Below are 21,205 nucleotides of genomic sequence, written 5' to 3' on the forward strand. Positions count from 1 at the left end.
ATAATGACAAAGCTCAACCCTTCGTCTGGACCAAGAAAAAGGTCCGTCAACGCCGGTTCAAAGGCCGCCGTATCACTCAGCTATGATTCCGGGTACTAGGCCGGCACGACGACGGAGAGTGTGGCGCTGTCCATCCACACCGTCATTGCGAGCGCAGCGAAGCAATCCAGCCTGTTTCCGCAGACGCACTCCTGGATTGCTTCGCTGCGCTCGCAATGACGACCGGGGACCGTGTCGGGTATGGCAATCGACAAAGCCGCAAGAGGGCGTGTGCTACCGCACCGCCAGGCAGCCGAGCGTGAACAGGATCCCGCCGACGATAACGACCACCGCGACAGCCCAGGTGCTGACGCGGATGCTGCCGGTGACCTGTTTGGCTTCTTCATTGCGCGCGATCTTCCGATTGCGCTATTTATTGGCGTCGCTGGTATCAGCTATGGTCATCCAAATCGCTTGGTTGGCTTAACGCGTCTTGATGAAGCACATGCCGATGCGGTTCGATGCCGACGCAGCCTGACACGTGAGACCCTTAGCACAGCTCCATGACGTAAAACTCTTGTCGACCGCTCCCGATCCCGCCTCTGGCAAATAACAATGCGCGCCCCAGCCGTCCTGATATTCGGTGCCGGCCAGCTCACCGCTGCCGCGAGTCTGCGGCCGGCTGGCAAATCCGCGTGAGAAATCAGGACGTTTGGCCGCGGCAAACGCGGCCAGAACATCGCGGCGGCGGAGCAGGTCACCGAAGAAATGCGGCGAGGCCGGCACGATGGTGGAATTCGACGGCTTGTCCGCCAGCCAATCGACGCCCGGGAAATGAAAGCCGCCGATGCCGCGGGTCTGGTGGCAGCCCGAGCAGGTGACGTCATTGAGGCGGCGCTGAAAGCCCGCGACCGAGCGGATGTTCTGCAGAGCGATGCCGCCTGCAGCCGCGCGCTTCAGCGCGCCGACAACGTCATTGTCGGTGAAGACCGGATCGCCTTCCTTCTCCTTGCCCTCGCCCTGCATCAGGCCGAATTCCGGCTGCAAGTCGGACGCATCGAAGCCGGCCGGCGTCGGTACGATGGCGGCTTTGGCGAGATACTTCTCCGGGATCAGGACCGTGCCGCGATCGAAATCGCGCAGGTTTTCGGGCGCAAGCAGCCAGGCCTTGAAGTCGCGCCGGAGATCGTCGGCGGCGACAATGCGGTCGCGGTCGATCTGGTTCTCCAGCGCCCCTTCCTCGAACTGCTTGGTGGCGGCGTTGTACTTGAACACCTTCAACAGATAATCGGAGCGGAAATCATGCAGCGCCGATTTCGGTGCGATCGAGATCTGGATGTTGGTCTCGATGCGGTCGAGCATGGCATCGGAAGGATGGACGTGGCTGCCGATCAGCCCCTGCCAGTCGTCGTTGTCGAGCCAGCGCCGCGCGATTTCGGCGCAGGTAACCGTTTTGCCGCTGCGATCGGTCTGACGAACATCCCTGGCCTTGAACACCAGATTGAGCGTCATCGGCAGGCGCGTCGCCTTGCTGTCGTCCAGCTTGGTGTCGAAGCGGGTCAGGCGATAGATCAGCCGGATCTCGCCGCAGGATTGTTCCGAGATGTAGGCGCGATCCATGCGGTTGACGATGCCGGCCAGCACGAAGCGCGTATCACGGGATTTCAGGACGGCTCGATCGAACAGCTGGACATCGAAGCCCTCGCCGACGCCGATGGTCTCTGTCGGCGATATCGCCTTGTGTCGTGCGATGTAGCGATCGAACTCCGCATCGATCGCGGACGGAATTGGCGCAAGCTGCGGCTGCCAGGCGAACAGCAGGTCGGTCGTGAGTGGAAACTCCGCGTTCCGCTCCGGCCACAGCAGCCGCGAGATCGTGAGCACGTCGCGCTGTTCGAGCTTGCGCAGAATATCGGGATCGGTGATCGCGGTGCCGCGTGCGAGCGCCGCGTTCTCTGCAGCCATTGACGATACGGCGCCGCCCAACAACACGACGACAGCAATGAGAATTCGCAACGCGCGGCTCATGCCTCAACTAACACCGCACGGGACCGCCTATTCAAGCAAAAAGGCGCTTCACATCGCGGTGAAGCGCCTCTTCGAAAGTTCGGATCCCGGGACTCAGCGCGCGACGATCAGGCCCTTGCTGGTGACGACCACCCAGCGGCCGTCCTGGCGGCGGATCGCATCGACGCGGCCGACGCCCGGCAGGGGATCGCCGGCGTAGACCTCGTAGAGACCTCCCCGGCCCTCGATCAGCGCGCCGCCATTGGCGACGTTGCGCAAGACCCAGCCTTCGACCGTGGGCAGACGGCCGACCTCGACCTTGGGCGTGGCAGGCACAGGAGCCGGCGCGGCTGCGGCGGCAGTGGCAATTTGAGTCGGCGCGATCGAGCCGGTGGTTTCATTCGCGGGCGCTGCGGCTGCGGTCTGTGCGGGCGCCGCAGGCGGCGCGGCGCGGAGCTTGTCGACGGTCTCCGAGAGCTTGGCGATCCTGGTCATCGGCTCGGCCTGCGCCTTCTCGAGCTTGTCGAGGCGATCGTTGGCCCGATTGAACTGGCTGAGGCCGGTCTTCGTGGTGTGCTCGACGTTCGCTTTGAGCGCGACGACATCGGCATCGATCCGGGCGACCGAAGCTTCCAGGGCGCCGGTGTCGGCGACCTGAGCCGACGCCGGGGTGCTTGCGAAGTGCATCATGCCTGCGGTCGCAAGCGCGCCGCTGATTGCGCCGACGCTGGCCGCGATCGCCACCACGGCGGCCATCGCCGACAGGCGGCGCTTGCCGCCGGTCTCGCGCGGCTCATCTGCCTTTACGTGCGGAGCAAAATCCTCGCGGTCCCAGGAGCGCTCAGAGGGCGCCATCACAATCAGCTTGCCGGGCCGCGGTTCGACCTTGGCCTCCGCCTCCGGCGCGGCGCTGAACTTCGGCACGTCTATCCGCGGGGCCGCTGCCTCGGGGGCGTCCGGTTTGGGCGGCGCCTCGTGGTCGGGGGCGATCGAGGGCGCCTCAACGCTGGCGGCAGCCTCGACGGCCTGCGGCGCGGTCGCGGCGGCTTCGACGGCGGTGTCCTGGGCGGCCTGCTCGGGCATTGGTTCGCTCACGGCTCAAATACTCCAGTCAAGATTGACCTTTTGGTAACTTTCATTGCTTGCGAAATCCTTACCTTGGGACCCGCTTACCAAAATTTTAGGAAATCATCCGGGGCCGAATTTGGCCCGGAAAGTGGAACCGGCGTGGCGGCGTGCAACAAATTGTCAGCTGATGCTGCTCTGCGGCAGGTCGCCGGCCCCGGCAAACGGCCTGTTTGCCGAGCCTTGTTCCGCGGCTAACATGCCCGTCCCGTCAGCCAGAACGGTCTTTGGGGGTGCCATGACGATCGAGAAGTGCATCAACGCGTTTGGTGTCGATGACGTCATCTTCGAGGAGGGCTCGACCGGCCGCGAACTGTTCGTCGTGCTCGACGGCGAGGTCGAGATCGCCAAGGTCAGCGGCACGACCAGGACCACCATCGTCAGGCTGGGCAAGGGCGAGTTCTTCGGCGAGATGGCGGTGATCGATGGTTCGGCACGCTCGGCAACTGCGATTGCGGCGGCGCCGAACACCAAGGTGATGCGGATCAATCACGCCCGCTTCGTCTATCTCGTCAGCCAGCAGCCGGCGTTTGCGCTGATGGTGATGGATGCACTCTCGAAGCGCCTGCGCGCCTCCAACGCGGTCACCTACAGGGCGGCGGAGTCATGAACGATCGCAAGCCGACAGCCTTTCCGGTCCTGATGAAGAACGACACCTGCTCGCTGATCCAGGCGACGGACGACGTCTACCAGATCCGTTTCTCCAACCGCGCCGCCAACGCCTATCTGGTGCGCGGCTCGGCGCGGACCATCCTGATCGATGTCGGGCTGTCCTCGAATTATCCGGCGATGGCCGAATGCCTGAACTTCATCGGCTGCCCGGCGGAGAAGATCGATATGGTTGTGCTGAGCCACGAGCATCTCGACCATATCGGCGCCGCCTGGCACTTCAACGAGCGCCGCACCTTCGTCGCCGCCCATCGCCTCGCCGCAAACAAGATCATGCTGCGCGACGACTTCTCGATGCTGCGAAAGATGTTCAACGAGCCGAACGTGCCGATCAACGTCGACATCTGGCTTGAGGAAGGCAATCTGATCGAGCTCGGCAATTTCCGCCTCAACGTGATGCACACGCCGGGCCACACCTCGGCCTGCATCACTCTGTTCGATCAGGACAAGGGCCTTTTGTTCGCCGCCGACACCCTGATGCCCGGCGGCGTGATGGGCGGCGTGTTCGGCTCGGGCAGCATCGCCGACTACATCCAGTCGCTGGAACGGCTGAAGGGGCTGGACTCGAAAATCCTGCTGTCCGGGCACGGGCGCCTGTCGGATACACCGCAAGACGATGTGCGTATCGCGATTGCAAGATCGCACGGTCTGCTGGATGACACAGCCCAATTATTCGACGCGCTCGACGCGCGCTCGAACTTCGAACCGATCATGCAGTCGGTTCGGGATTTGAATAAGCTGGACGATTAGCTGGGATTGCGCCAACGATATCCGTTCGCGCGGCGAAGCTCGATGCATCCACAATGTCGTCCTGGCGAAAGCCGGGACCCATACCGCGAGGTCTCTCGATCGTGAGTGATGTTAGTATCGGACGACGAGTCTTCGCCAAAATTTTTCTCTGGGGTAATGGGTCCTGGCTTTCGCCAGGACGACGTTGGAGCTACATCACCACCGGTGCATCCGGCAGCTCATTGCGATGCGGGCCCTGCGGCGGAAAGTGCTTTGCCAGCTCGCGCGACACCGCCTCGATGCCTCTGACCACGCCGCGCTCGAACTGGCCCGACCTGAACTCGGCCTCCATGGCGCGGCAAATACTTTCCCATCCCTCTGCCCCGACCTTTGCATCAATGCCGCGGTCGGCGATAATCTCGACGTCGCGGTCGGCGAGCAGGAGATAGATCAGGACGCCGTTGTTGTGCTCGGTGTCCCAGATCCGTAATTGCGAGAACACGTCGAGCGCGCGCTCGCGCGCCGGCTGGTTGCGAAACAGCGGGCGGCCATCAAGCGCGCCTTCGACGACGAAGCGGATCTGGCCGGAATGCGTGGCCTCGCTCTGGCTGATCGCCTGCCCGATGCGCTCGAGAACGTTTTGCGGAAACACCCGCTTAGCCCGCCAGTGGTGCTGGAGCAGATGCCTGCCGATACGCCTGATGCTCATGACCTACCAGCTCCCCGAGGCGCCGCCGCCGCCAAAACTGCCGCCACCGCCGCTGAAGCCGCCGCTCGACGACGAGCCGCTGCTCCAGCCGCCGGACGAGGAGCCGCTCGACCAAGAGCCGCGGCGCGACGACGTCGTGCCTGGCGCCATCGCCGAAAACAGATCGGCGATGAATCCGATGACAAAGCCGATAGCTCCGAGGGCGACGGCGAGTCCCAAAGAGCCGAGAATAAGCCAGCTCAGCGCTGCGATGATGCCTCCGGTCACCAATGACCCAAGCAACCGGCCCAGTGCGGCGCGAAAGAACCCGCCCACCCCCAGCGAGGCGAACAGCGTCACGATGAAGAGCGGTCCGAGGTCGTCCAGATTGCCGAAGTTCACGCTGGGCGAGGGAACCGGCAACGGTTCGCCGTCGATGACGCGGATCATCCGATCGGCACCATCGGCGATGCCGCCGGCGAAGTCGCCCGTTCTGAACTTTGGCGTGATGACCTCGTCGATAATCCGCCGCGAAGTCACGTCAGTCAGCGCGCCTTCGAGGCCGTAGCCGACCTCGATGCGCAAATGCCGGTCGTTCTTGGCCACCACCAGGATCGCGCCGTCATCGACCTTCTTGCGCCCGATCTTCCAGGCTTCGGCAACGCGGATCGAAAATTGCTCGATCGTCTCCGGTTGCGTCGTCGGTACGATCAGGACCGCGATCTGGCTGCCCTTCCGCGTCTCGAAGTCACGCAGCTTTTGCGACAGCGCGGCGATATCGCCGCTCGACAGCGTGCCGGTCTGGTCGACCATGCGCCCGGTGAGCTGCGGCACTGCGACGTCGGCGGCGGCGGGGAAGGCAAAGAGGAGGACGAGCGCGAGGGCGAGGACAATGCGCGAAGAGAAGAGCGAACAAGCCCGCCACAACCTCGCGGTCATCGCCCGGCTTGACCGGGCGATCCAGTATTCCAGAGGAGCCGACGGGATACGGAGAAGCCGCGGCGTACTGGATTCCCCGCTTTCGCGGGGAATGACAGGGGTGGGTGGGACCAAGCGCATTCGCAAAATCGAACGCGCTACTTCGACGGCGCTGGCGCCGGATTGAAGTCGACCTTCGGCGCGGTCGAGATCGCCTTCTCATTCTCGACCGAGAAGTTCGGCTTCTCCTGGTAGCCGAACATCATCGCGGTGACGTTGCTCGGGAAGGAGCGGATGGTGACGTTATAGTCCTGCACCGCCTTGATGTAGCGGTTGCGCGCGACCGTGATCCGGTTCTCGGTGCCTTCGAGCTGAGACATCAGGTCCTTGAACAACGCGTCCGACTTGAGCTGCGGGTAGTTTTCGGTGACGACGAGCAGGCGCGACAGTGCGCTGGAGAGCTCTCCTTGCGCGGCCTGGAATCTCTGGAATGCGGCGGGATCGTTGAGCACCTCGGGCGTCGCCTGGATGCTGCCGACCTTGGCGCGCGCATTGGTGACGCCGAGCAGCACGTCCTTCTCCTGCTGCGCAAAGCCCTTCACCGAGTTGACGAGATTGGGCACGACATCGGCGCGGCGCTGGTACTGATTCACCACCTCGGACCAGTTGGCCTTGATCTGCTCGTCCTCGCTCTGGATCGCGTTGTAGCTGCAATTGGTCAGGCTGAGCGAGGCGAGTGCCGCCAGCACAGTCAGGAATTTGCGCATTAAATTTCTCCCGGTGGAATCTGGCGCAAACTACCAGATTGAGCGCGCACCGTGCCAGACATCTTGTACCGGAGCCGCGAAAAGCAGCCGATTGACGCAAGCCCCTTGCCTATCCCTGGCCGACATAGTCAACTCAAGGAAACAATAATACCGAGATGGAAACGTCAGGGGAACGCCATGAGCTCGTTCGAGACCATCCTGGTGGAGAGGCCGGAGCCGGCGATTACCCGGATCGTGATGAATCGGCCCGATGCGCGCAATGCGCAGAACCTGCAAATGACCTACGATCTCAACGCCGCGTTCGATGCGGCTGTGCAGGACGATGCGGTCAAGGTGATCATCCTCGCCGGCAACGGACCGCATTTCTCGTCCGGCCATGACCTGCGGCCGGGCGACAAGAATGCTGCGGGCGTCGATTTTCCGCCGATCGGAAATTGGGGCGGTTTTGCGGAAGCGAACGCTCATGGGCGCTTCGCGCGCGAACAGGAAATCTATCTCCAGATCACGCGGCGCTGGCGCAACCTGGCCAAGCCCACGATCGCGGAGGTGCACGGCAAGTGCATCGCCGGCGGGCTGATGCTGGCCTGGGCCTGCGACCTCATCGTCGCCAGCGACGATGCGCAGTTCTGCGATCCCGTCGTCACCATGGGCGTCTGCGGCGTCGAATGGTTCGTGCATCCCTGGGAGCTCGGGCCGCGCAAGGCCAAGGAATTCCTGTTCACAGCCGATAGCTGGAGCGCGCAGGAAGCTCACCAGCTCGGCATGGTCAACCAGGTCGTGCCGCGCGCAGAGCTGTCGGAGAGCGTGCTGGCATTGGCGCGCCGGATCGCGGCAAAGCCGTCGTTTGCGTTGAAGCTGACCAAGGAGGCGGTCAACCGCTCGGTCGACGTGATGGGCCAGCCGGCCGCGATCGACCAGGCCTTTGCGCTGCATCAGCTTTGCCACGCACACAATCTGCAGGAATTTGGCATGATCGTCGATCCATCCGGCCTGCACCCCTCCGTGCGCAAGCCGCCGGCAGCTGCGGAGTAAAGGCAATGGATCTCAATCTCAGTGACGAGCAACGGCTGCTGCGCGAGAGCGCGGAACGCTTCGTGGCCGAGAGCTACGATGCCAATCATCGCCGCAAGATGGCGAACGATCCGCTCGGCTACAGTCCGGCGGTCTGGAAGCAGTTCGCCGAGCTCGGCTGGCTGGCGCTGCCGATAGCGGAGGAATTCGGCGGGCTCGGCGGCGGCGCCGTCGAGACCGGCATTTTGATGGAGGCGTTCGGCCGCGGCCTTGTGTCGGAGCCCTATGTCGCAACGGTCGTGCTCGCCGCCGCGCTGATCGACGCATGCGGCAGCACTGCGCAGAAGCAGGCGCGATTGCCCAGGATCGCGGACGGATCGTTAAAGCTTGCCTTTGCCCATTCCGAGCGCGCAGCACGGTTCGATCTGTCCAAGGTCGCGACTGCCGCGTACAAGACCGCGCAGGGCTGGCGCCTCGCCGGCCACAAGATCGCGGTGCTCGACGGCCATGCCGCCGACGAGATCATCGTCTCCGCACATATCCATGACCATCAGGGGCCATCGGGGCGGATCGGCCTGTTCCTGGTGCCGGCGCGAACTCCGAATCTCGCGATCTCCGACTATCCGCGCCTCGGCGGCGGGCGCGCCTGCAATATCGAGCTGTCGGACGTCCATCTTCCGCAAGACGTTCTGCTCGGCGACGGTGCCGACGCGCTGCCCGCGATCGAAGCGGCGATCGACCGTGCGATGGCGGCGCTCGGCGCCGAAGCCGTTGGCATCATGCAGACCTTGCTCGATACGACGCTGGAGTACACCAAGATCCGGAAACAGTTCGGCCGGCCGCTGTCGGCCAACCAGGTGATCCGCCATCGCCTCGCCGACATGGCGATGCAGGTCGACGAGGCGCGCTCGATCGCGCTGCGTGCCGCGCTGAAGGTCGAGGCCGAACCGACCGAGCGTGCGCGAGCGGCCTCCGGCGCGAAGGCGAAGATCGGCAAATGCGCGCGCTTCATCGGCGAGCAGTCGATCCAGCTTCACGGCGGCATGGGCGTCACCGAAGAGCTCGAGGTGGGCGCCTACTTCAAGCGCCTCGTCGCCTTCGACACGCTGTTCGGCGGCAGCGAGCATCACTATCGCCGCCATGCCGAACTCGGCCGCACCGCCATTTCAGCCTGAGGGAGCGCATCGTGGATCTGTCGTTCAACGCCGAGGAGCGTGCGTTCCAGGACGAGGTGCGCGATTTCATCGCCAAAAACCTCACCGACGAGATGAAGCGCGCCACGGCGTTGACGCCATCGGTGTTCTCCGACCCCGACATCGGCATGGCCTGGCAGCGCGCGCTGAACGCCCAGGGCTGGGGCGCGCCGGGTTGGCCGGTCGAATACGGCGGCCCGGACTGGACGCCGGCGCAGCGCTGGATTTTCGAGACCGAAAGCGCGCGCGCCGGCGTACCCAACGTCAACGTGATGGGCGTGAAGATGGTCGGGCCCGTCATCATCGGCTTCGGCAGCCCTGAACAGAAGAACTTCTATCTGCCGCGGATTCTCTCCGGTGAGGACTATTGGTGCCAGGGCTATTCCGAACCGGGCTCCGGCTCGGACCTCTCCTCGCTGAAGACGCGCGCGGTGCGCGACGGCGACGATTACATCGTTACCGGCACCAAAATCTGGACCACGCATGCGCATCATGCCAACCGCATGTTCGCGCTGGTGCGCACCAGCGATGGGCCGCGGCAGCAGGACGGCATCAGCTTCGTCCTGATCGACATGAAGACGCCGGGCATCACGACGCGCCCCATTCTCACCATCGGCGGCGACCACGAGGTCAACCAGGTGTTCTTCGACGACGTGCGGGTGCCGGTGGCCAACCGCGTCGGCGAGGAGGGCAAGGGCTGGACCTACGGCAAATATCTGCTCGAGTTCGAGCGTGGCTCCGGCATCGCGTCGGCGAAACTGCGCGAGGGATTGAAGGCGATCTCGGAGCTGGCGGAGTCCGATCTCACGGGACGTGCGATCGACACCCCCGACATTGCAACGCGGATCTCAGAGGTCGAGGTCGACATCGACGCACTTGAAATGACGGAGCTGCGCGTGCTGTCGGCGCTCCAGACCGGGCAGAATCCCGGCGCGGTGTCGTCAATCCTGAAGCTGCGCAACAGTGAAATCCGCCAGGCGGTAACGCGGCTGGGCGCCGACGTGATCGGCCACGACGCCCTTGCGGTCGAGCCGATGCGCCCGCTCTACAAGCTCAACCACGAGCCGCGGATGCCGGAGGAGATGCTGACGGTGGTGCCGGAATATCTCAACGGCCGCGCCTATACGATCTTCGGCGGCACATCCGAGATCCAGCGCGATATCATTGCAAAGATGGTGCTGGGGATTTGAGGCTTGTGGCGTCGAGTAGTTGCCCACGCTGGCGCCACACACTCCGCTGTCGTCCCGGACAAGCGCAGCTCCTGGCAAGGCGCAGCGTTGTCCGGAGCGGAGCGCCGATCCGGGACCCATAGTCACAGGCGGATGTGGTTTACGGGGACTCGGAGTTGCCAGCTTCGCGCGACAACCACTCCCTGGGGGTATGGGTCCCGGAGCTGCGCGCGCTTGGGCGCGCTTGTCCGGGACGACGGTTGGGTGCGCAGCGGCAGCCAAGACAACAATTCGGCGTGGAGTTAGCCGCCCGCCTTCGCGTCCCTGATCGCCTTCCAGATCTTCTGCGGCGTCAGCGGCGTGTTGAGCTGGGCGATGCCGAGCTCGGCGAGCGCGTCCATCACGCCGTTGGTGACGCAGGGCGGACCACCGATGGCGCCGGATTCGCCGCAGCCCTTGGCGCCGAGCGGATTGGTGCGGCAGGGCGCGGAATCGTCCAGCGTCACCACGATCGGCGGAACGTCGTCGGCACGCGGGATGCAATAGTCCTGGTAGCTCGCGGTAAGGAGCTGGCCTTCGGCATCGTAGGACACGCCTTCGTACAGCGCTTGTCCAATGCCCTGCGCGACGCCGCCGTGGATCTGGCCCGTGACCAGCATCGGGTTCACGGCCACGCCGACGTCGTCGACCGTGGTGTAACGCACGACCCTGGACACGCCGGTCTCGGGGTCGATCTCGACCTCGCAGATATGGGCGCCGTTCGGCCAGCTCGGACCATCGACCTCGCCTTCGGAATCGACGCTGAGCTTGGCCCCGCCTTCCTTCTCGGCGAGCTCGAACAGGCTGATGCTGCGGTCGGTACCGACCACGGTGAGCATGCCGCCCTGGTACTCAATATCCTCCACCGACGTCTCGAGCACGTTCGCCGCCTTTTCGCGCGCCTTCTGGATCAAATCATTGGAGGAGACCGCGACGGCTGTGCCGCCGACGAACAGCGAGCGCGAGCCGACGCTGCCAAAACCCATCGCCAGATCGGTGTCGCCCTGCACGACATCGATCTTGTCCATGGCGATGCCGAGCGTATCGGAGATCATCTGGGTGTAGGTGGTCTGAAGCCCCTGCCCCATCGCCATCGTGCCAGAATGCAGGATGACGCGGCCCTGCGAGGTCGCATGCAGGCTGACCTTTTCGGTATGCGCGCGGCCGCCGGTCCATTCGATATAGGAGGTGAGCCCGCGCCCGTAGAGCAGGCCCTTCTTCTTTGCGGCCTTCTTGCGGGCGGCAAAGCCGTCCCAGTCCGCGAGTTTTACCGCGCGATCGAGCATGTGCGCAAAGGCGCCGGAATCGTAGACCTGCCCGGCAGCGTTGGTGTAGGGCAGCTGCGCCGGCTTAATGTAGTTCACTTTCCGGATTGCGCGCGGATCCATGCCGATTTTTCGCGCGGCAGCGTCGAACAGGCGCTCGACAATGAACACCGCCTCCGGACGGCCTGCGCCGCGATAGGCACCCACCGGTGCGGTGTGCGTCATCACCGACTTCACCTCGAAATGCACCAGCGGCAGGTCATAGACGCCGGTCTGCACGAACGGCCCGAGCACGAGCGGGATGATGTTGGCCGCACCCGAGGAATAGGCGCCCGTGCAGCCGATCGACTTGACGCGATAAGCGAGCACCTTGCCCTTTTCGTCGAGCGCGAAGGACGCCGTCGAGGTGAGATCGCGGCCGTGCGTGCCGCCGACGAACTCGTCGGTGCGGTCGCCACGCCAGCGGATCTTCCTGTTCAGCTTGGTCGCGGCATAGGCGACGATGCCGTCTTCGGGATAGAGGTTGGTCTTCTGGCCGAACCCGCCGCCGATATCGCCGACCAGCACGCGCACGCTGTCCTTGGGACGCTTCAGCACGGCCTCCGCCAGCACGTCGCGGGTCGAGGCCGGGGTCTGCGATTGCACATGCAGCAGGAGCCTGCCCGATTTCTTGTCGATCTCGGCAATGGTCGAGCGCGGCTCCATCGCGGAGGGCACCAGGCGCTGGCTGACGATATCGAGCTCGACCGTGTGTGCGGCCTTGACGAAGGCCTCGTCCACCTTGGCGGCATCGCCATAGCTCATCGCACCGACGATGTTGTCGGGCGCCTCGGGCCACACCACGGGCGCGCCCGGCTTCACGGACTCGACCGGATCGACCACAGCGGGCTGCACGTCATATTCGACCACGATCGCTTCGGCGGCGCTCTGCGCATCGGCACGCGAGGAGGCCACCACCGCCGCCACGGCCTCGCCGGCGTAGCGCACGATTTCGTGCGCGAGCAGCCGGCGCGGCGGCACCGTCATCGGCTTGCCGTCGGGGCGCTTGAAGATGCTCAGCGTCGGGATGGTGCCGATGTCGTCCCTGATCAGATCGGCACCGGTGTAGATCGCGGTGACGCCGGGCATCGCGGCCGCCGCGCTGGTGTCGATCGAGACGATTTTCGCGTGCGCATGCGGCGAGCGCAGCACATGCAACCACAGCGCGCCGTCCTCCGGCTTGTCGTCGATGAACTGCCCCTTCCCGGTGAGCAGCCGCTGGTCTTCCAAACGCCTGACGGGTTGCCCCGCTCCGAAACGCAAATTGCCGGGAAGAATGTTCATTCCGCTGAGTCCTCGAAATCCGGAAAACGATCGCGGCGGTTTTAGCCGATTTCACGGACGAGACAACCGAGCTCCGACACATCTGCAATGCGTGCCACGCCCCTTTGATGGCGCAGATCGGCAGGCTAGGACCTGTCGACGTCGATGATGCCTACATTTACATCACGGGTCTCCGTGCCCCGCTTGACGGTGAGCCGAACGGTACGACCGGCGCCGGCCTGCTCCAGCGCATCGGTAACATCAGAGAGGCGCCGCACCGGCTTGCCTTCGACCGCCGTGATAATGTCTCCGACCGCGCCCGTCGACATGTTGACACCACGAATCCCCGCCCGCTCGGCAGGACTTCCGACGGCCGTCCGGACCACAATCACTCCTTCGACGCCGAGCCGTGTCGCAACGTCCTCGCTGGCCGCGACAATGCCGATTCCCGGCGTGGGCACCCGGCCGTTTCGAATGAGCTCGGGGACCACGCGGCTGACGATATCCGCTGGAATCGCGAAACTGATCCCGGCATTCGAACCGGACGGTGATATGATCGCCGTCGTGACGCCGATCAGCCGGCCGGCGGAGTCCAACAACGGCCCGCCTGAATTGCCGGGATTGATGGCCGCGTCGGTCTGGATGACGTTGGCAATCTCCCGGCCTCCATGGGTCGGCAGCCTGCGCTTGAGCGCGCTGATAATGCCACTCGTCATCGATTGGTCCAATCCGAAGGGATTGCCAATTGCAAACGCCGATTGCCCGACTTTCAAGTCGCTCGAACTGCCAAGCGGCACGGGCGGAGGAAGCTCGCGCACGCTCCTGATCCGCAGGACCGCAAGGTCGTAGTTCGGAGCCGTACCGACAAGATCGACTTGTGCCACCTCGCCTGACGCGAAGCGCACCGCGATTTCGCCGCCGCTTGCCACCACATGATTGTTGGTGACGAGGTGACCGTCGCGGTCCCAGACGAATCCGGTGCCGGAGGCGGCGCCCTGCGCTTCCTCTCCCATGAGGGGATTGGCTGCTGATTTCGCCGCAACCTGGACGACCGACGGGGATACGCGTTCAAAGATGTCGATCGTCGCCCGTTCGGCTTCAGACAGCGGGCCACGCTGTTCAACGGCTCGCGCAACCGGACCGGTCCATGGCGCGAAATGCATTTTCGTGGCTGTTGCCACAAGCAACAGGGCAGCCAAGACTGCCGCAGCAATTCCGTAGCGACGATCCATGGGCAATCACCGTCTCGCGTGCTGGCAGCGTTTTGCTCGAGCATAAATGCATCAGGTGCCGGGCCTGACGTCGGCTCACGCAGCAACGCAGCAGTCGAACGGAAGTTTCTGTGCGCCGGCAAATTGGAGCGGTTTGCCCTTTGGAAATCGCGTTCCGTGGGCATATTGCCGCTTGGCAGATCGCTATGCCAGGTCTAGCAGCGCCGCTTCGACGACCTTGCGCTGCTCGGCGTTGAGCGCGGCCTGCGGCGGGACGGGATCGCCGACGTGGTAGCCCTGGATCGAAAGCCCCGCCTTGATGCAAGCGGCGAGATTGAAGCGGGCGAAGGCCTCGTTGATCCGCCACAGCCTGCGCTGGAGCGCCATGGCCTCGTCCCAGCGGGCGGCCTTGCAGAGATCGTACAGCGCGACGCTCTGGCGCGGGATGATGCAGGCCGGCCCCGCCATCCAGCCGAGGCCGCCGATCAGCATCACCGCGGCGGGGATATGAGCTGACGCTGAGAACACGCGCAAGGAATCGCCGCAGCGATTCATGATCGAGAGCAGCCGGCCGGTATTGGTCGAGGCATCCTTGATGTAGCCGATGCGCGGGTGCTCGGCGAGGCGGGCGATGACGTCGAGCGTAAGATCGGAGCGCTGGAATTGCGGATTGGTGTAGATGACGACGGGGATGTCCACGGCTTCCGCGATGCTGCGGAAATAGGATTCGATCTGGGCGTCGGCGAGCGGGAAGTAGGCCTCCAGGATCGCCAGAATGCCGTCGGCGCCGAGCTTCTCGTATGCCTTCGCCTGCGCCACCGCGTCCGCCGTCGAGGTGGACACGACACCGGCCACGACGGGCACCCGGCCTTTCGTGGCCTCGATCGTGGTCTGCACCACGGCTGTGCGTTGCGCGGCATTGAGATAGGCGAACTCGCCGGTCGAGCCCAGTGGCGTCAATCCGTGCACGCCGGCGCCGATCAGATCGTCGCAGAGCTTGCCGAGCACATTCGTCCGCACCGCGCCGTCGGCATCGACGGGCGAGACGAGATACGGAAAGACACCGTGGAATTCGGACATGTCGGGGAGTGTTTCCGGGAGACCGAGCCTTGTGCAGTTGCCGATCCAGGGCGTGCTATCACGGTGCATGTTTGCCAGCAAGCAAACTGCCTTCGAATAGCGTTTCGACCGCGCTTCAATCATGAAACCGTCGAACGGGAATGAACCGTGCCGGGGTGGACGCGGACTAATGGTGGCGTGCAATCAGGCAGGAAAGCCACATGTTGATCGTCACCACCGAGAACGTCGCGAACCACCACGTGGTCCGGACTTTGGGCCAGTGTTTTGGCATCGTCGTCCGCAGCCGCGGGCTTGGCGGCAACATCGTCGCCGGCCTGCGATCGATCGTCGGCGGCGAGATTCCGGAATATACGCGACTATTGGAGGACGCCCGCCGCCACGCCGTCGATCGCCTGGTCGAAAATGCCACCGCGATGGGCGCCAACGCGATCGTGATGATGCGGTTCGATTCCGCCGAGATCGGCCAGACCATGAGCGAGATCGTCGCCTACGGTACGGCCGTCGTCATCGAGCCCGCGGCACGCTAGGAACGCGAGCATGTCGCTGCCGATCGGTATCGCCGCGCTTCTGATCGCGATCGTGCTTCTCCTTGTCGGCCATTTCTTTCCGTTCGGCGTCCCATTGATATTCATCGGGATCGGCCTGATCGCGAGCCTCATCTACGATACCCGCTACAAACCGGCCTCGAAACTGCCGATCGGGCCCGGCTGGGTCGATACCGGCGAACGCTTCATCGATCCCGAGACCAACAAGCGGGTCGCCGTGTTCATGCGCCCCGAAACCGGCGAGCGCCACTATCGCGAACTCTGAACCATTTGCGGCCGACCGGCTCAAACCTTGAGCAGACGCACCCGCGTGCCCCAGGGATCGACGGCCTCGACGCCATTCGCAAGCGCCGTGACTTTCGCACCGCCCTTGCGCAGGCGCTCTTCCAGCGCGGCGAGCAGGTCCTGCTTCTCCGTCACCAGCGAGAACCAGGCGAGCCCCGTGGCGGCATCGTCGCGTTGGCCGGCGCCCTGGCTCTGCCAGACGTTCATGCCGAGGTGGTGGTGATAGCGGCCCGACGACAGGAACGCGGCGCCATTGCGGCGGCGGGTCGGGTCGAGGCCGACCGTGTCGTGATAGAACCGTTCGGCCTGGGCAAGATCGCCGACGCGCAAATGCATGTGGCCGATGCGCAGGCCGTCCGGCGCCTTGGCATAGTCGGCAACGCGCGCATTCGTCAGCGACAAGAGGTCGGGGATGTTGAGCTCGTCGGCCGCCATCTTCACGCTGCCCTCGCTCCACTGCCATTGCGAGGGATCGCGGTCGGCATAGACCTCGATGCCGTTACCTTCGGGATCGTCGAGATAGACGGATTCGCTGACGAGGTGATCGGCAAAGCCCGACAGCTGCACGCGATGCGAGGCCGCATGCACCAGCCAGCGGGCGAGGTCCTTGCGCGTCGGCATCAGGAAGGCGGTGTGGTAGAGACCGGCTGCATTGCGCGGCTCGATCACGGCTTCGGGACGCGCCTCGAGCACGAGCAGCGTGATCCCGGCGGTGCCGAGCTTCGCGGCGGTGCCTGAGCGCTCCATCACGGTGAGCCCGATCACGTCGCGGTAGTAGTCGGCAACCGCGTCGAGATTCTTGACCCGGAGCGTCACCATGCCGACCCGCATCGGCGTGCGGCTGGCATAAGTCGGCCCGCCGCCTTGGGGATTTCCCTCGGCGCGCGCCGCGGCCGCGGCGGCCGCCGCGAGCGAGGCGGCGCCGGCGAGATGAAGCAGAGTGCGGCGGGTGAGGTCGGCGGACATGTATCAGGCTCGCTGAAAATCGTTGAGGCCATGCGGCCGACTTTGGCGATTGCTACACGTTCCCGTGAGTAGCTCCCAATCACATATTCGTCGGCCGTGGTGCTACGGAGCAATGTCCTGGCCATCCGGCCAGTTCCCGAACCACCCGCGACGTCCCAGATTGAGGGTAGCTTACAGGAGCCTTCCATGACCGATTTCAGCCCTCTGTCCTCGCTATCGTCCGCGCTTGCGGACGTTGTGGCACGCACGGCGCCGTCTATCGTCTCGGTGCATTCGCACCGCTCTCGCGCAACCGGCTTCGTCTGGAAGTCCGGCCTCATCGTCACTGCCGACGAGGCGCTGGCCGAGGAGGGAGAGGTCGAGATCGGCCTCTCGGACGGCAGCCGGTTTCCCGCCACCATCGCCGGCCGCGACCATACGACCGACATCGCCTTGTTGCGCGCCGATGCCGGCATCGCTCCGATCAAGTTGACCACGACGGTCCCTGCCCTCGGCGCGCTGTCGGTCGTGGTCGCCACCAACCGCGATACGCCGAGTGCGGCGCTGGGAATGGTATCACTGTCCGGCAAGAGCTGGCGCAGCCTGCGTGGCGGCGACATCGATGCACGGATCGAGCTCGACGTTCGCCTGCGCTCGAGCCAGCAGGGCGGCCTCGCGCTGGATGCCTCAGGCGAAGCCTTCGGCATGGCCGTGCTCGGTCCGCGGCGGGTGCTGGTGATCCCGACTGCGACGATCGAGCGGGTCACGGCGCAGCTCGAAACACGCGGCCGCGTCGCCCGCGGATATCTCGGCCTCGGACTCCAGCCGGTGCGGCTCGACGACGGCGTCGGCGCCATGGTGATGAACGTCGACAAGACCGGCCCTTCGGCCGCCGCCGGCATCCGCCAGGGCGACGTCATCGTAGCGGTCAACGACCAAAAATTGTCCGGCGTGCGCGCGCTGTCGCGGACACTGGGACCTGCGAGCGTCGGCACGGTGGTCGACGTCGCGGTGCGACGCGGCGGCGAGCCGATCGACTTCAAGGTCACGACCGGCGAGAGGCCGGAGGCGTGAGCGAGGACAACGCCCCGGAGATCGTGCTCGCCCTGGAGATCGACGATCCCGCCCTCGCCGACCGCCTGGCCATCCTGCTCGGCAGCGTCGCGGGACTTCGCCTCGCCGCGCCGGGCGAACAGGCGGTGGCGACGGTCGTTGCCCGCGACCCGCGCAGCATGCCCGACGACATTGCGCTGACCCAGCGCGAGCTCGACGTGCTGGCGCTGATGGCCGAGGGTGCCTCCAACAAGATGATCGCGCGCCAGCTCGCCATCTCCGTGCATACCGTGAAATTCCATGTCGGCTCGCTGCTCGACAAGTTAGATGCCACCGGCCGCACCGACGCGGTGGCGCATGCGGCACGCCGCGGCGTGATCGACCTCTAGGGCAGGTGCGACGGGAAGCTGAGCTGGACCGTCAGGCCCGGCGCATTGTCATGCAGTGCGATCGCAGCGCCATGGAGGCGCGCAACGGCCGCGACGAGGCTCAAGCCCAGGCCGTTGCCCGGGGTGTAACGGCTCTGTTCGAGCCGGTAGAAGCGCTTGAACACGTGGTCGCGCTGATCCGCCGGAATGCCGGGGCCGTCGTCGGAGACCACGATCGCCGCCCCCTCATTGGTGCTGCGACAGGTCACGTTCACCCGCCCGCCCGCGCGGCCGTGCTTGATCGCGTTGTCGACGAGATTGGCGATGGCATCGAACAGCAGGTCGCGGTCGCCGGTGACGGGCACCTCGCGCTCGCCACAGAGGCTGAGCCGGGTCGTGACCTGCTCGGCGGCAGCATCGTAGAGTTCGACAACCTCGCTGGCGATCTCGGCGAGGTTGAGCGCGCGGAAGGCGCTTTTGCGGGCGCGGCTCTCGATCTCCGAGATGCGGGTGATGGAGGCGAACATGCCGAGCACGGCGTCGAGATCGGCGATGGTGTCGCCGATCAGCGCCGCATCCGCCTCGCCGTTGCGCTGGTTGTGGTAGGCCTTTTCCAGCCTGCCGCGCATCCGCGTCAGCGGCGTGCGCAGATCGTGGGCGACGTTGTCGCTGGCCTGCTTGACCTCGCCCATCAGCGTCTCGATGCGGTCGAGCATCTGGTTGAGATTTTCGGCAACGCGGTCCCATTCGTCGTGGCTGCCGCGCAGGGGAATACGCTGGTCCAGGCCCGAAAGCATGATGGCGCGGCTGGTGGCATTGATCTGTTCGATCCGTCCGACCGTGCGCCGCGTCACCAGCACGGCGGCAAGGCCTGCCAGCACCAGGAGCAGCACGGCGACCGCGGCCATCGCGAGCCCGATCATGTGGCTGAAGCCGGCGTGGTCGCCGGCGTCGCCGACCTGGCTCTGCACATAGGCGAGTGTGCCGAAATAGACATAAGCCATGATCGCTGCGACGATCAATCCGAACGCCGCGATCGCGATCAGCGCCAGCCTGAACGTCGAGGACCGGAGCGTCTTAACCAGGAGCACGGAGACAATATCCGATGCCGCGGATGGTGTGGATCAGCGGATAGGCCTGGGCATCGTCGACCTTGCGGCGGACGCGTCCGACATAGACGTCGATGATGTTTGTGGAAGGATCGAAGTGAAGGTCCCAGACATGCTGGAGCAGCATCGCGCGAGAGACGACGCGGCCCTCGTTGCGGACGAGATATTCGAGCAGCTGAAACTCGCGCGGCAGCAGCGGAATCTTGCGGCCGCGCCGGCTGGCGCTGCGCGCGATCAGATCGATAGCGAGATCGCCGATCCGCAGGATCGTCTCCTTGGCGATGGTTTCGCTGCGGCGGCCAAGCGCTTCCAGCCGCGCAAGAAGCTCGACGAAGGAGAACGGCTTGACAAGGTAATCGTCGCCGCCGGCGCGCAGGCCCCGGACGCGGTCGTCAACCTCGCCGAGCGCGGAGATGATCAGGAAGGGGGCGGCGACGCCGTCGTCGCGCAATTGCCGCATCACGGCGATGCCGTCGATGTCGGGCAGCATGCGGTCGATGGTGATCACGGCATAATCGCGCGCAGCGCCGTGGCTCAGCGCCTCTCGGCCGGTCGCGGCGAGATCGACGTCGTAGCCCGAAATGGTCAATTCCTCGACGAGCTGTCCTGCGGTCTCCGGATCGTCCTCGACGACCAGGATGCGACGGTGACCTCCGGTCATGACAAACTCCGCGCGACGATCGCCACCAGACTATCCCGTTCCGGGGCTGAGCGGAACCGCCCGGTGGCGATCGCGACAATGGTGCGGTACGGGATGCTAGTACCAAGTGTCTCCGCACACATTGACCCATTGCCATCCATAGGGCGTCCAGCTCCTGCGCCAGCAGCCGTCATTGTAGCCGGCGTAGACAAACGGTGCGCCGAAGACCGCGAAACGACGGAAATGGCGGTGATGGAAGAACGCGTGACGGCCGATGAAAGGCCTGCCGTGCCAGCCTGCGCCGGCGAAGCGCGGCCCGATCGCGGCATGCGCGAAACGGGCTCCGCCGAAGGCCGGTCCGCCGGCATGGGCAAAACGGGCGCCGCCGAAGGCCGGTCCGCCAAAGCGGGCGCCGGCGAAATGGGCACCGCCCATGCCACCGACATGCATACCGCCTCCGCGCATTCCTCCACCGAAGCCGCCCGCGTGCATGCCGCCACCGAAGCCGCCGCCATGACCACCGCCGCCGCCTCCACCTCGAGCGAGAACCGGCGAAGCGACCGCCAGCGTCGCGGCGATCGTCACCGCGGTGAGGCCTTTGAGAAACCTGCTGTTCATCGAAACCTCCTCCGTGCTGCGCAGCGACAGTTCTGCCGCGCGAGAAGGATCAGATGAGAAGAATGGACGGCCGCCTTCAACTTACAAATGCGCCAGATTCTGACGCGGAAGTCAGGGACGCGGACCCGCTCTCTCCTCGTCATTGCGAGGAGCCCTTGCGACGGTCGCGGTAGGGACGCTCATTGCTGAGCGCCCCCCGCACAGATCCGTACGTGCGGCTTTCCCGCATACGGCTCCCACCTCGGGTGAGTGACGGCGAAGCGTGCTCGCGGCCAAGGATGACGGATGTTGGGCCTGGGGAGGCAGTCACAGGCGAGGCGACTGATCGTCTCCCACCTCATGCCATCGGTCTGGCTGCGGCGCCGGAGCGTGCGTCTCCAGAGTTCGATGACGAAGAAGCGGAAGGCGCTGAGCGCCCGACTGTTGGTCGGCACCGCATGGTCGTTGAAGTAGCCGGTGACGACCTGCCGCAGCCATTTACCCTGTTCGA

General features: G+C 65.0%; 21 protein-coding genes and 1 pseudogene. 9 read left to right on the plus strand and 13 right to left on the minus strand.

What is annotated here, in order from left to right:
- Positions 1-462: 462 nt before the first annotated feature.
- The gene (locus IVA82_RS01420) at positions 463-2,007 is read right to left on the minus strand and encodes a hypothetical protein (RefSeq protein WP_247382079.1); all 1,545 of its coding nucleotides are present in this window, start codon (positions 2,005-2,007) and stop codon (positions 463-465) included.
- A 93-nt stretch (positions 2,008-2,100) separates the two neighbouring features.
- Entirely contained in the window at positions 2,101-3,069 is a 969-nt protein-coding gene (locus IVA82_RS01425; RefSeq protein WP_247382170.1) for a hypothetical protein, read from the minus strand.
- A 280-nt stretch (positions 3,070-3,349) separates the two neighbouring features.
- Between IVA82_RS01425 and IVA82_RS01430 the strand changes: the two genes are divergently transcribed.
- Both IVA82_RS01430 and IVA82_RS01435 read left to right on the plus strand, forming a co-directional pair.
- Positions 3,350-3,721 carry a Crp/Fnr family transcriptional regulator gene (locus tag IVA82_RS01430; protein ID WP_148743564.1) on the plus strand — a complete coding sequence of 124 codons (372 nt, stop codon included), beginning with the start codon at positions 3,350-3,352 and terminating at the stop codon, positions 3,719-3,721.
- Positions 3,718-4,530 carry an MBL fold metallo-hydrolase gene (locus IVA82_RS01435; protein WP_247382081.1) on the plus strand — a complete coding sequence of 271 codons (813 nt, stop codon included), beginning with the start codon at positions 3,718-3,720 and terminating at the stop codon, positions 4,528-4,530. The genes IVA82_RS01430 and IVA82_RS01435 overlap by 4 nt, the downstream gene beginning before the upstream one ends.
- A gap of 190 nt (positions 4,531-4,720) precedes the next feature.
- On the opposite strand, the gene IVA82_RS01440 is transcribed toward IVA82_RS01435, so the two are convergent.
- The 3 genes from IVA82_RS01440 to IVA82_RS01450 form a co-directional block, all read right to left on the minus strand.
- Complete coding sequence (locus IVA82_RS01440; RefSeq protein ID WP_247382084.1) at positions 4,721-5,218, minus strand: TPM domain-containing protein; 498 nt, start codon at positions 5,216-5,218, stop codon at positions 4,721-4,723.
- Between the two features lie 3 nt (positions 5,219-5,221).
- Complete coding sequence (locus IVA82_RS01445) at positions 5,222-6,136, minus strand: YgcG family protein (protein WP_247382086.1); 915 nt, start codon at positions 6,134-6,136, stop codon at positions 5,222-5,224.
- 137 nt (positions 6,137-6,273) lie between these two features.
- Positions 6,274-6,882: a LemA family protein gene (locus tag IVA82_RS01450; RefSeq protein WP_247382089.1), complete on the minus strand. Its 609-nt coding sequence runs from the start codon at positions 6,880-6,882 to the stop codon at positions 6,274-6,276.
- Between the two features lie 177 nt (positions 6,883-7,059).
- Between IVA82_RS01450 and IVA82_RS01455 the strand changes: the two genes are divergently transcribed.
- Genes IVA82_RS01455 through IVA82_RS01465 form a run of 3 tightly spaced genes read left to right on the plus strand, consistent with a single transcriptional unit; the run spans position 7,060 to position 10,276 of the window.
- Positions 7,060-7,914: an enoyl-CoA hydratase gene (locus IVA82_RS01455; RefSeq protein ID WP_247382104.1), complete on the plus strand. Its 855-nt coding sequence runs from the start codon at positions 7,060-7,062 to the stop codon at positions 7,912-7,914.
- A 5-nt stretch (positions 7,915-7,919) separates the two neighbouring features.
- A complete protein-coding gene (locus tag IVA82_RS01460) occupies positions 7,920-9,068 on the plus strand; it encodes an acyl-CoA dehydrogenase (RefSeq protein WP_247382106.1) in 1,149 nt (382 codons plus the stop codon).
- A gap of 11 nt (positions 9,069-9,079) precedes the next feature.
- Positions 9,080-10,276, plus strand: a complete 1,197-nt coding sequence (locus tag IVA82_RS01465; protein WP_247382119.1) for an acyl-CoA dehydrogenase family protein — start codon at positions 9,080-9,082, stop codon at positions 10,274-10,276.
- A gap of 281 nt (positions 10,277-10,557) precedes the next feature.
- On the opposite strand, the gene IVA82_RS01470 is transcribed toward IVA82_RS01465, so the two are convergent.
- The 3 genes from IVA82_RS01470 to IVA82_RS01480 form a co-directional block, all read right to left on the minus strand.
- Entirely contained in the window at positions 10,558-12,882 is a 2,325-nt protein-coding gene (locus IVA82_RS01470) for a xanthine dehydrogenase family protein molybdopterin-binding subunit (RefSeq protein WP_247382122.1), read from the minus strand.
- Positions 12,883-13,007: 125 nt separating this feature from the next.
- Positions 13,008-14,093: a trypsin-like peptidase domain-containing protein gene (locus IVA82_RS01475; RefSeq protein ID WP_247382135.1), complete on the minus strand. Its 1,086-nt coding sequence runs from the start codon at positions 14,091-14,093 to the stop codon at positions 13,008-13,010.
- 183 nt (positions 14,094-14,276) lie between these two features.
- The gene (locus IVA82_RS01480) at positions 14,277-15,152 is read right to left on the minus strand and encodes a dihydrodipicolinate synthase family protein (RefSeq protein WP_247382137.1); all 876 of its coding nucleotides are present in this window, start codon (positions 15,150-15,152) and stop codon (positions 14,277-14,279) included.
- A gap of 200 nt (positions 15,153-15,352) precedes the next feature.
- On the opposite strand from IVA82_RS01480, the gene IVA82_RS01485 reads away from it, so the two are divergent.
- Positions 15,353-15,679, plus strand: a complete 327-nt coding sequence (locus IVA82_RS01485; RefSeq protein ID WP_247382149.1) for a YbjQ family protein — start codon at positions 15,353-15,355, stop codon at positions 15,677-15,679.
- Between the two features lie 10 nt (positions 15,680-15,689).
- Positions 15,690-15,962 (plus strand): hypothetical protein, encoded by a 273-nt coding sequence (locus tag IVA82_RS01490; protein WP_247382151.1) that lies wholly within the window; start codon positions 15,690-15,692, stop codon positions 15,960-15,962.
- Between the two features lie 20 nt (positions 15,963-15,982).
- Here IVA82_RS01490 and IVA82_RS01495 read toward each other — a convergent pair whose 3' ends face one another.
- Positions 15,983-16,948 carry a VOC family protein gene (locus tag IVA82_RS01495; RefSeq protein WP_247382154.1) on the minus strand — a complete coding sequence of 322 codons (966 nt, stop codon included), beginning with the start codon at positions 16,946-16,948 and terminating at the stop codon, positions 15,983-15,985.
- Positions 16,949-17,134: 186 nt separating this feature from the next.
- Here IVA82_RS01495 and IVA82_RS01500 point away from each other — a divergent pair, with 186 nt between their 5' ends.
- Together IVA82_RS01500 and IVA82_RS01505 are read left to right on the plus strand one after the other, a co-directional pair.
- Positions 17,135-18,001, plus strand: a complete 867-nt coding sequence (locus IVA82_RS01500; RefSeq protein ID WP_247382156.1) for a S1C family serine protease — start codon at positions 17,135-17,137, stop codon at positions 17,999-18,001.
- Entirely contained in the window at positions 17,998-18,369 is a 372-nt protein-coding gene (locus tag IVA82_RS01505) for a helix-turn-helix transcriptional regulator (protein ID WP_247382158.1), read from the plus strand. Before IVA82_RS01500 ends, IVA82_RS01505 begins: the two co-directional genes overlap by 4 nt.
- Here IVA82_RS01505 and IVA82_RS01510 read toward each other — a convergent pair.
- The 4 genes and pseudogenes from IVA82_RS01510 to IVA82_RS01525 form a co-directional block, all read right to left on the minus strand.
- On the minus strand, positions 18,366-19,439 hold the full coding sequence (locus tag IVA82_RS01510; RefSeq protein WP_247382161.1) for a HAMP domain-containing sensor histidine kinase: 1,074 nt from the start codon (positions 19,437-19,439) through the stop codon (positions 18,366-18,368). The two genes, IVA82_RS01505 and IVA82_RS01510, sit on opposite strands and share 4 nt — an antisense overlap.
- On the minus strand, positions 19,426-20,118 hold the full coding sequence (locus IVA82_RS01515) for a response regulator transcription factor (RefSeq protein WP_247382164.1): 693 nt from the start codon (positions 20,116-20,118) through the stop codon (positions 19,426-19,428). Before IVA82_RS01515 ends, IVA82_RS01510 begins: the two co-directional genes overlap by 14 nt.
- Positions 20,119-20,214: 96 nt before the next feature.
- Positions 20,215-20,715 (minus strand): hypothetical protein, encoded by a 501-nt coding sequence (locus IVA82_RS01520; RefSeq protein ID WP_247382166.1) that lies wholly within the window; start codon positions 20,713-20,715, stop codon positions 20,215-20,217.
- A gap of 179 nt (positions 20,716-20,894) precedes the next feature.
- Positions 20,895-21,205, minus strand: a pseudogene (locus tag IVA82_RS01525) (hypothetical protein); the annotation flags it as partial.

It is taken from the genome of Bradyrhizobium sp. 142 (assembly GCF_023074015.1).
Classification (GTDB): domain Bacteria; phylum Pseudomonadota; class Alphaproteobacteria; order Rhizobiales; family Xanthobacteraceae; genus Bradyrhizobium.

Excerpts from the sequence above, each read along its gene's own strand:
- IVA82_RS01420 (WP_247382079.1), bottom strand. The coding sequence starts at position 2,007 with ATGAGCCGCGCGTTGCGAATTCTCATTGCTGTCGTCGTGTTGTTGGGC.
- IVA82_RS01425 (WP_247382170.1), bottom strand. The coding sequence starts at position 3,069 with ATGCCCGAGCAGGCCGCCCAGGACACCGCCGTCGAAGCCGCCGCGACC.
- IVA82_RS01430 (WP_148743564.1), top strand. The coding sequence starts at position 3,350 with ATGACGATCGAGAAGTGCATCAACGCGTTTGGTGTCGATGACGTCATC.
- IVA82_RS01435 (WP_247382081.1), top strand. The coding sequence starts at position 3,718 with ATGAACGATCGCAAGCCGACAGCCTTTCCGGTCCTGATGAAGAACGAC.
- IVA82_RS01440 (WP_247382084.1), bottom strand. The coding sequence starts at position 5,218 with ATGAGCATCAGGCGTATCGGCAGGCATCTGCTCCAGCACCACTGGCGG.
- IVA82_RS01445 (WP_247382086.1), bottom strand. The coding sequence starts at position 6,136 with ATGACCGCGAGGTTGTGGCGGGCTTGTTCGCTCTTCTCTTCGCGCATT.
- IVA82_RS01450 (WP_247382089.1), bottom strand. The coding sequence starts at position 6,882 with ATGCGCAAATTCCTGACTGTGCTGGCGGCACTCGCCTCGCTCAGCCTG.
- IVA82_RS01455 (WP_247382104.1), top strand. The coding sequence starts at position 7,060 with ATGAGCTCGTTCGAGACCATCCTGGTGGAGAGGCCGGAGCCGGCGATT.
- IVA82_RS01460 (WP_247382106.1), top strand. The coding sequence starts at position 7,920 with ATGGATCTCAATCTCAGTGACGAGCAACGGCTGCTGCGCGAGAGCGCG.
- IVA82_RS01470 (WP_247382122.1), bottom strand. The coding sequence starts at position 12,882 with ATGAACATTCTTCCCGGCAATTTGCGTTTCGGAGCGGGGCAACCCGTC.
- IVA82_RS01475 (WP_247382135.1), bottom strand. The coding sequence starts at position 14,093 with ATGGATCGTCGCTACGGAATTGCTGCGGCAGTCTTGGCTGCCCTGTTG.
- IVA82_RS01480 (WP_247382137.1), bottom strand. The coding sequence starts at position 15,152 with ATGTCCGAATTCCACGGTGTCTTTCCGTATCTCGTCTCGCCCGTCGAT.
- IVA82_RS01485 (WP_247382149.1), top strand. The coding sequence starts at position 15,353 with ATGTTGATCGTCACCACCGAGAACGTCGCGAACCACCACGTGGTCCGG.
- IVA82_RS01490 (WP_247382151.1), top strand. The coding sequence starts at position 15,690 with ATGTCGCTGCCGATCGGTATCGCCGCGCTTCTGATCGCGATCGTGCTT.
- IVA82_RS01495 (WP_247382154.1), bottom strand. The coding sequence starts at position 16,948 with ATGTCCGCCGACCTCACCCGCCGCACTCTGCTTCATCTCGCCGGCGCC.
- IVA82_RS01500 (WP_247382156.1), top strand. The coding sequence starts at position 17,135 with ATGACCGATTTCAGCCCTCTGTCCTCGCTATCGTCCGCGCTTGCGGAC.
- IVA82_RS01515 (WP_247382164.1), bottom strand. The coding sequence starts at position 20,118 with ATGACCGGAGGTCACCGTCGCATCCTGGTCGTCGAGGACGATCCGGAG.
- IVA82_RS01520 (WP_247382166.1), bottom strand. The coding sequence starts at position 20,715 with ATGAACAGCAGGTTTCTCAAAGGCCTCACCGCGGTGACGATCGCCGCG.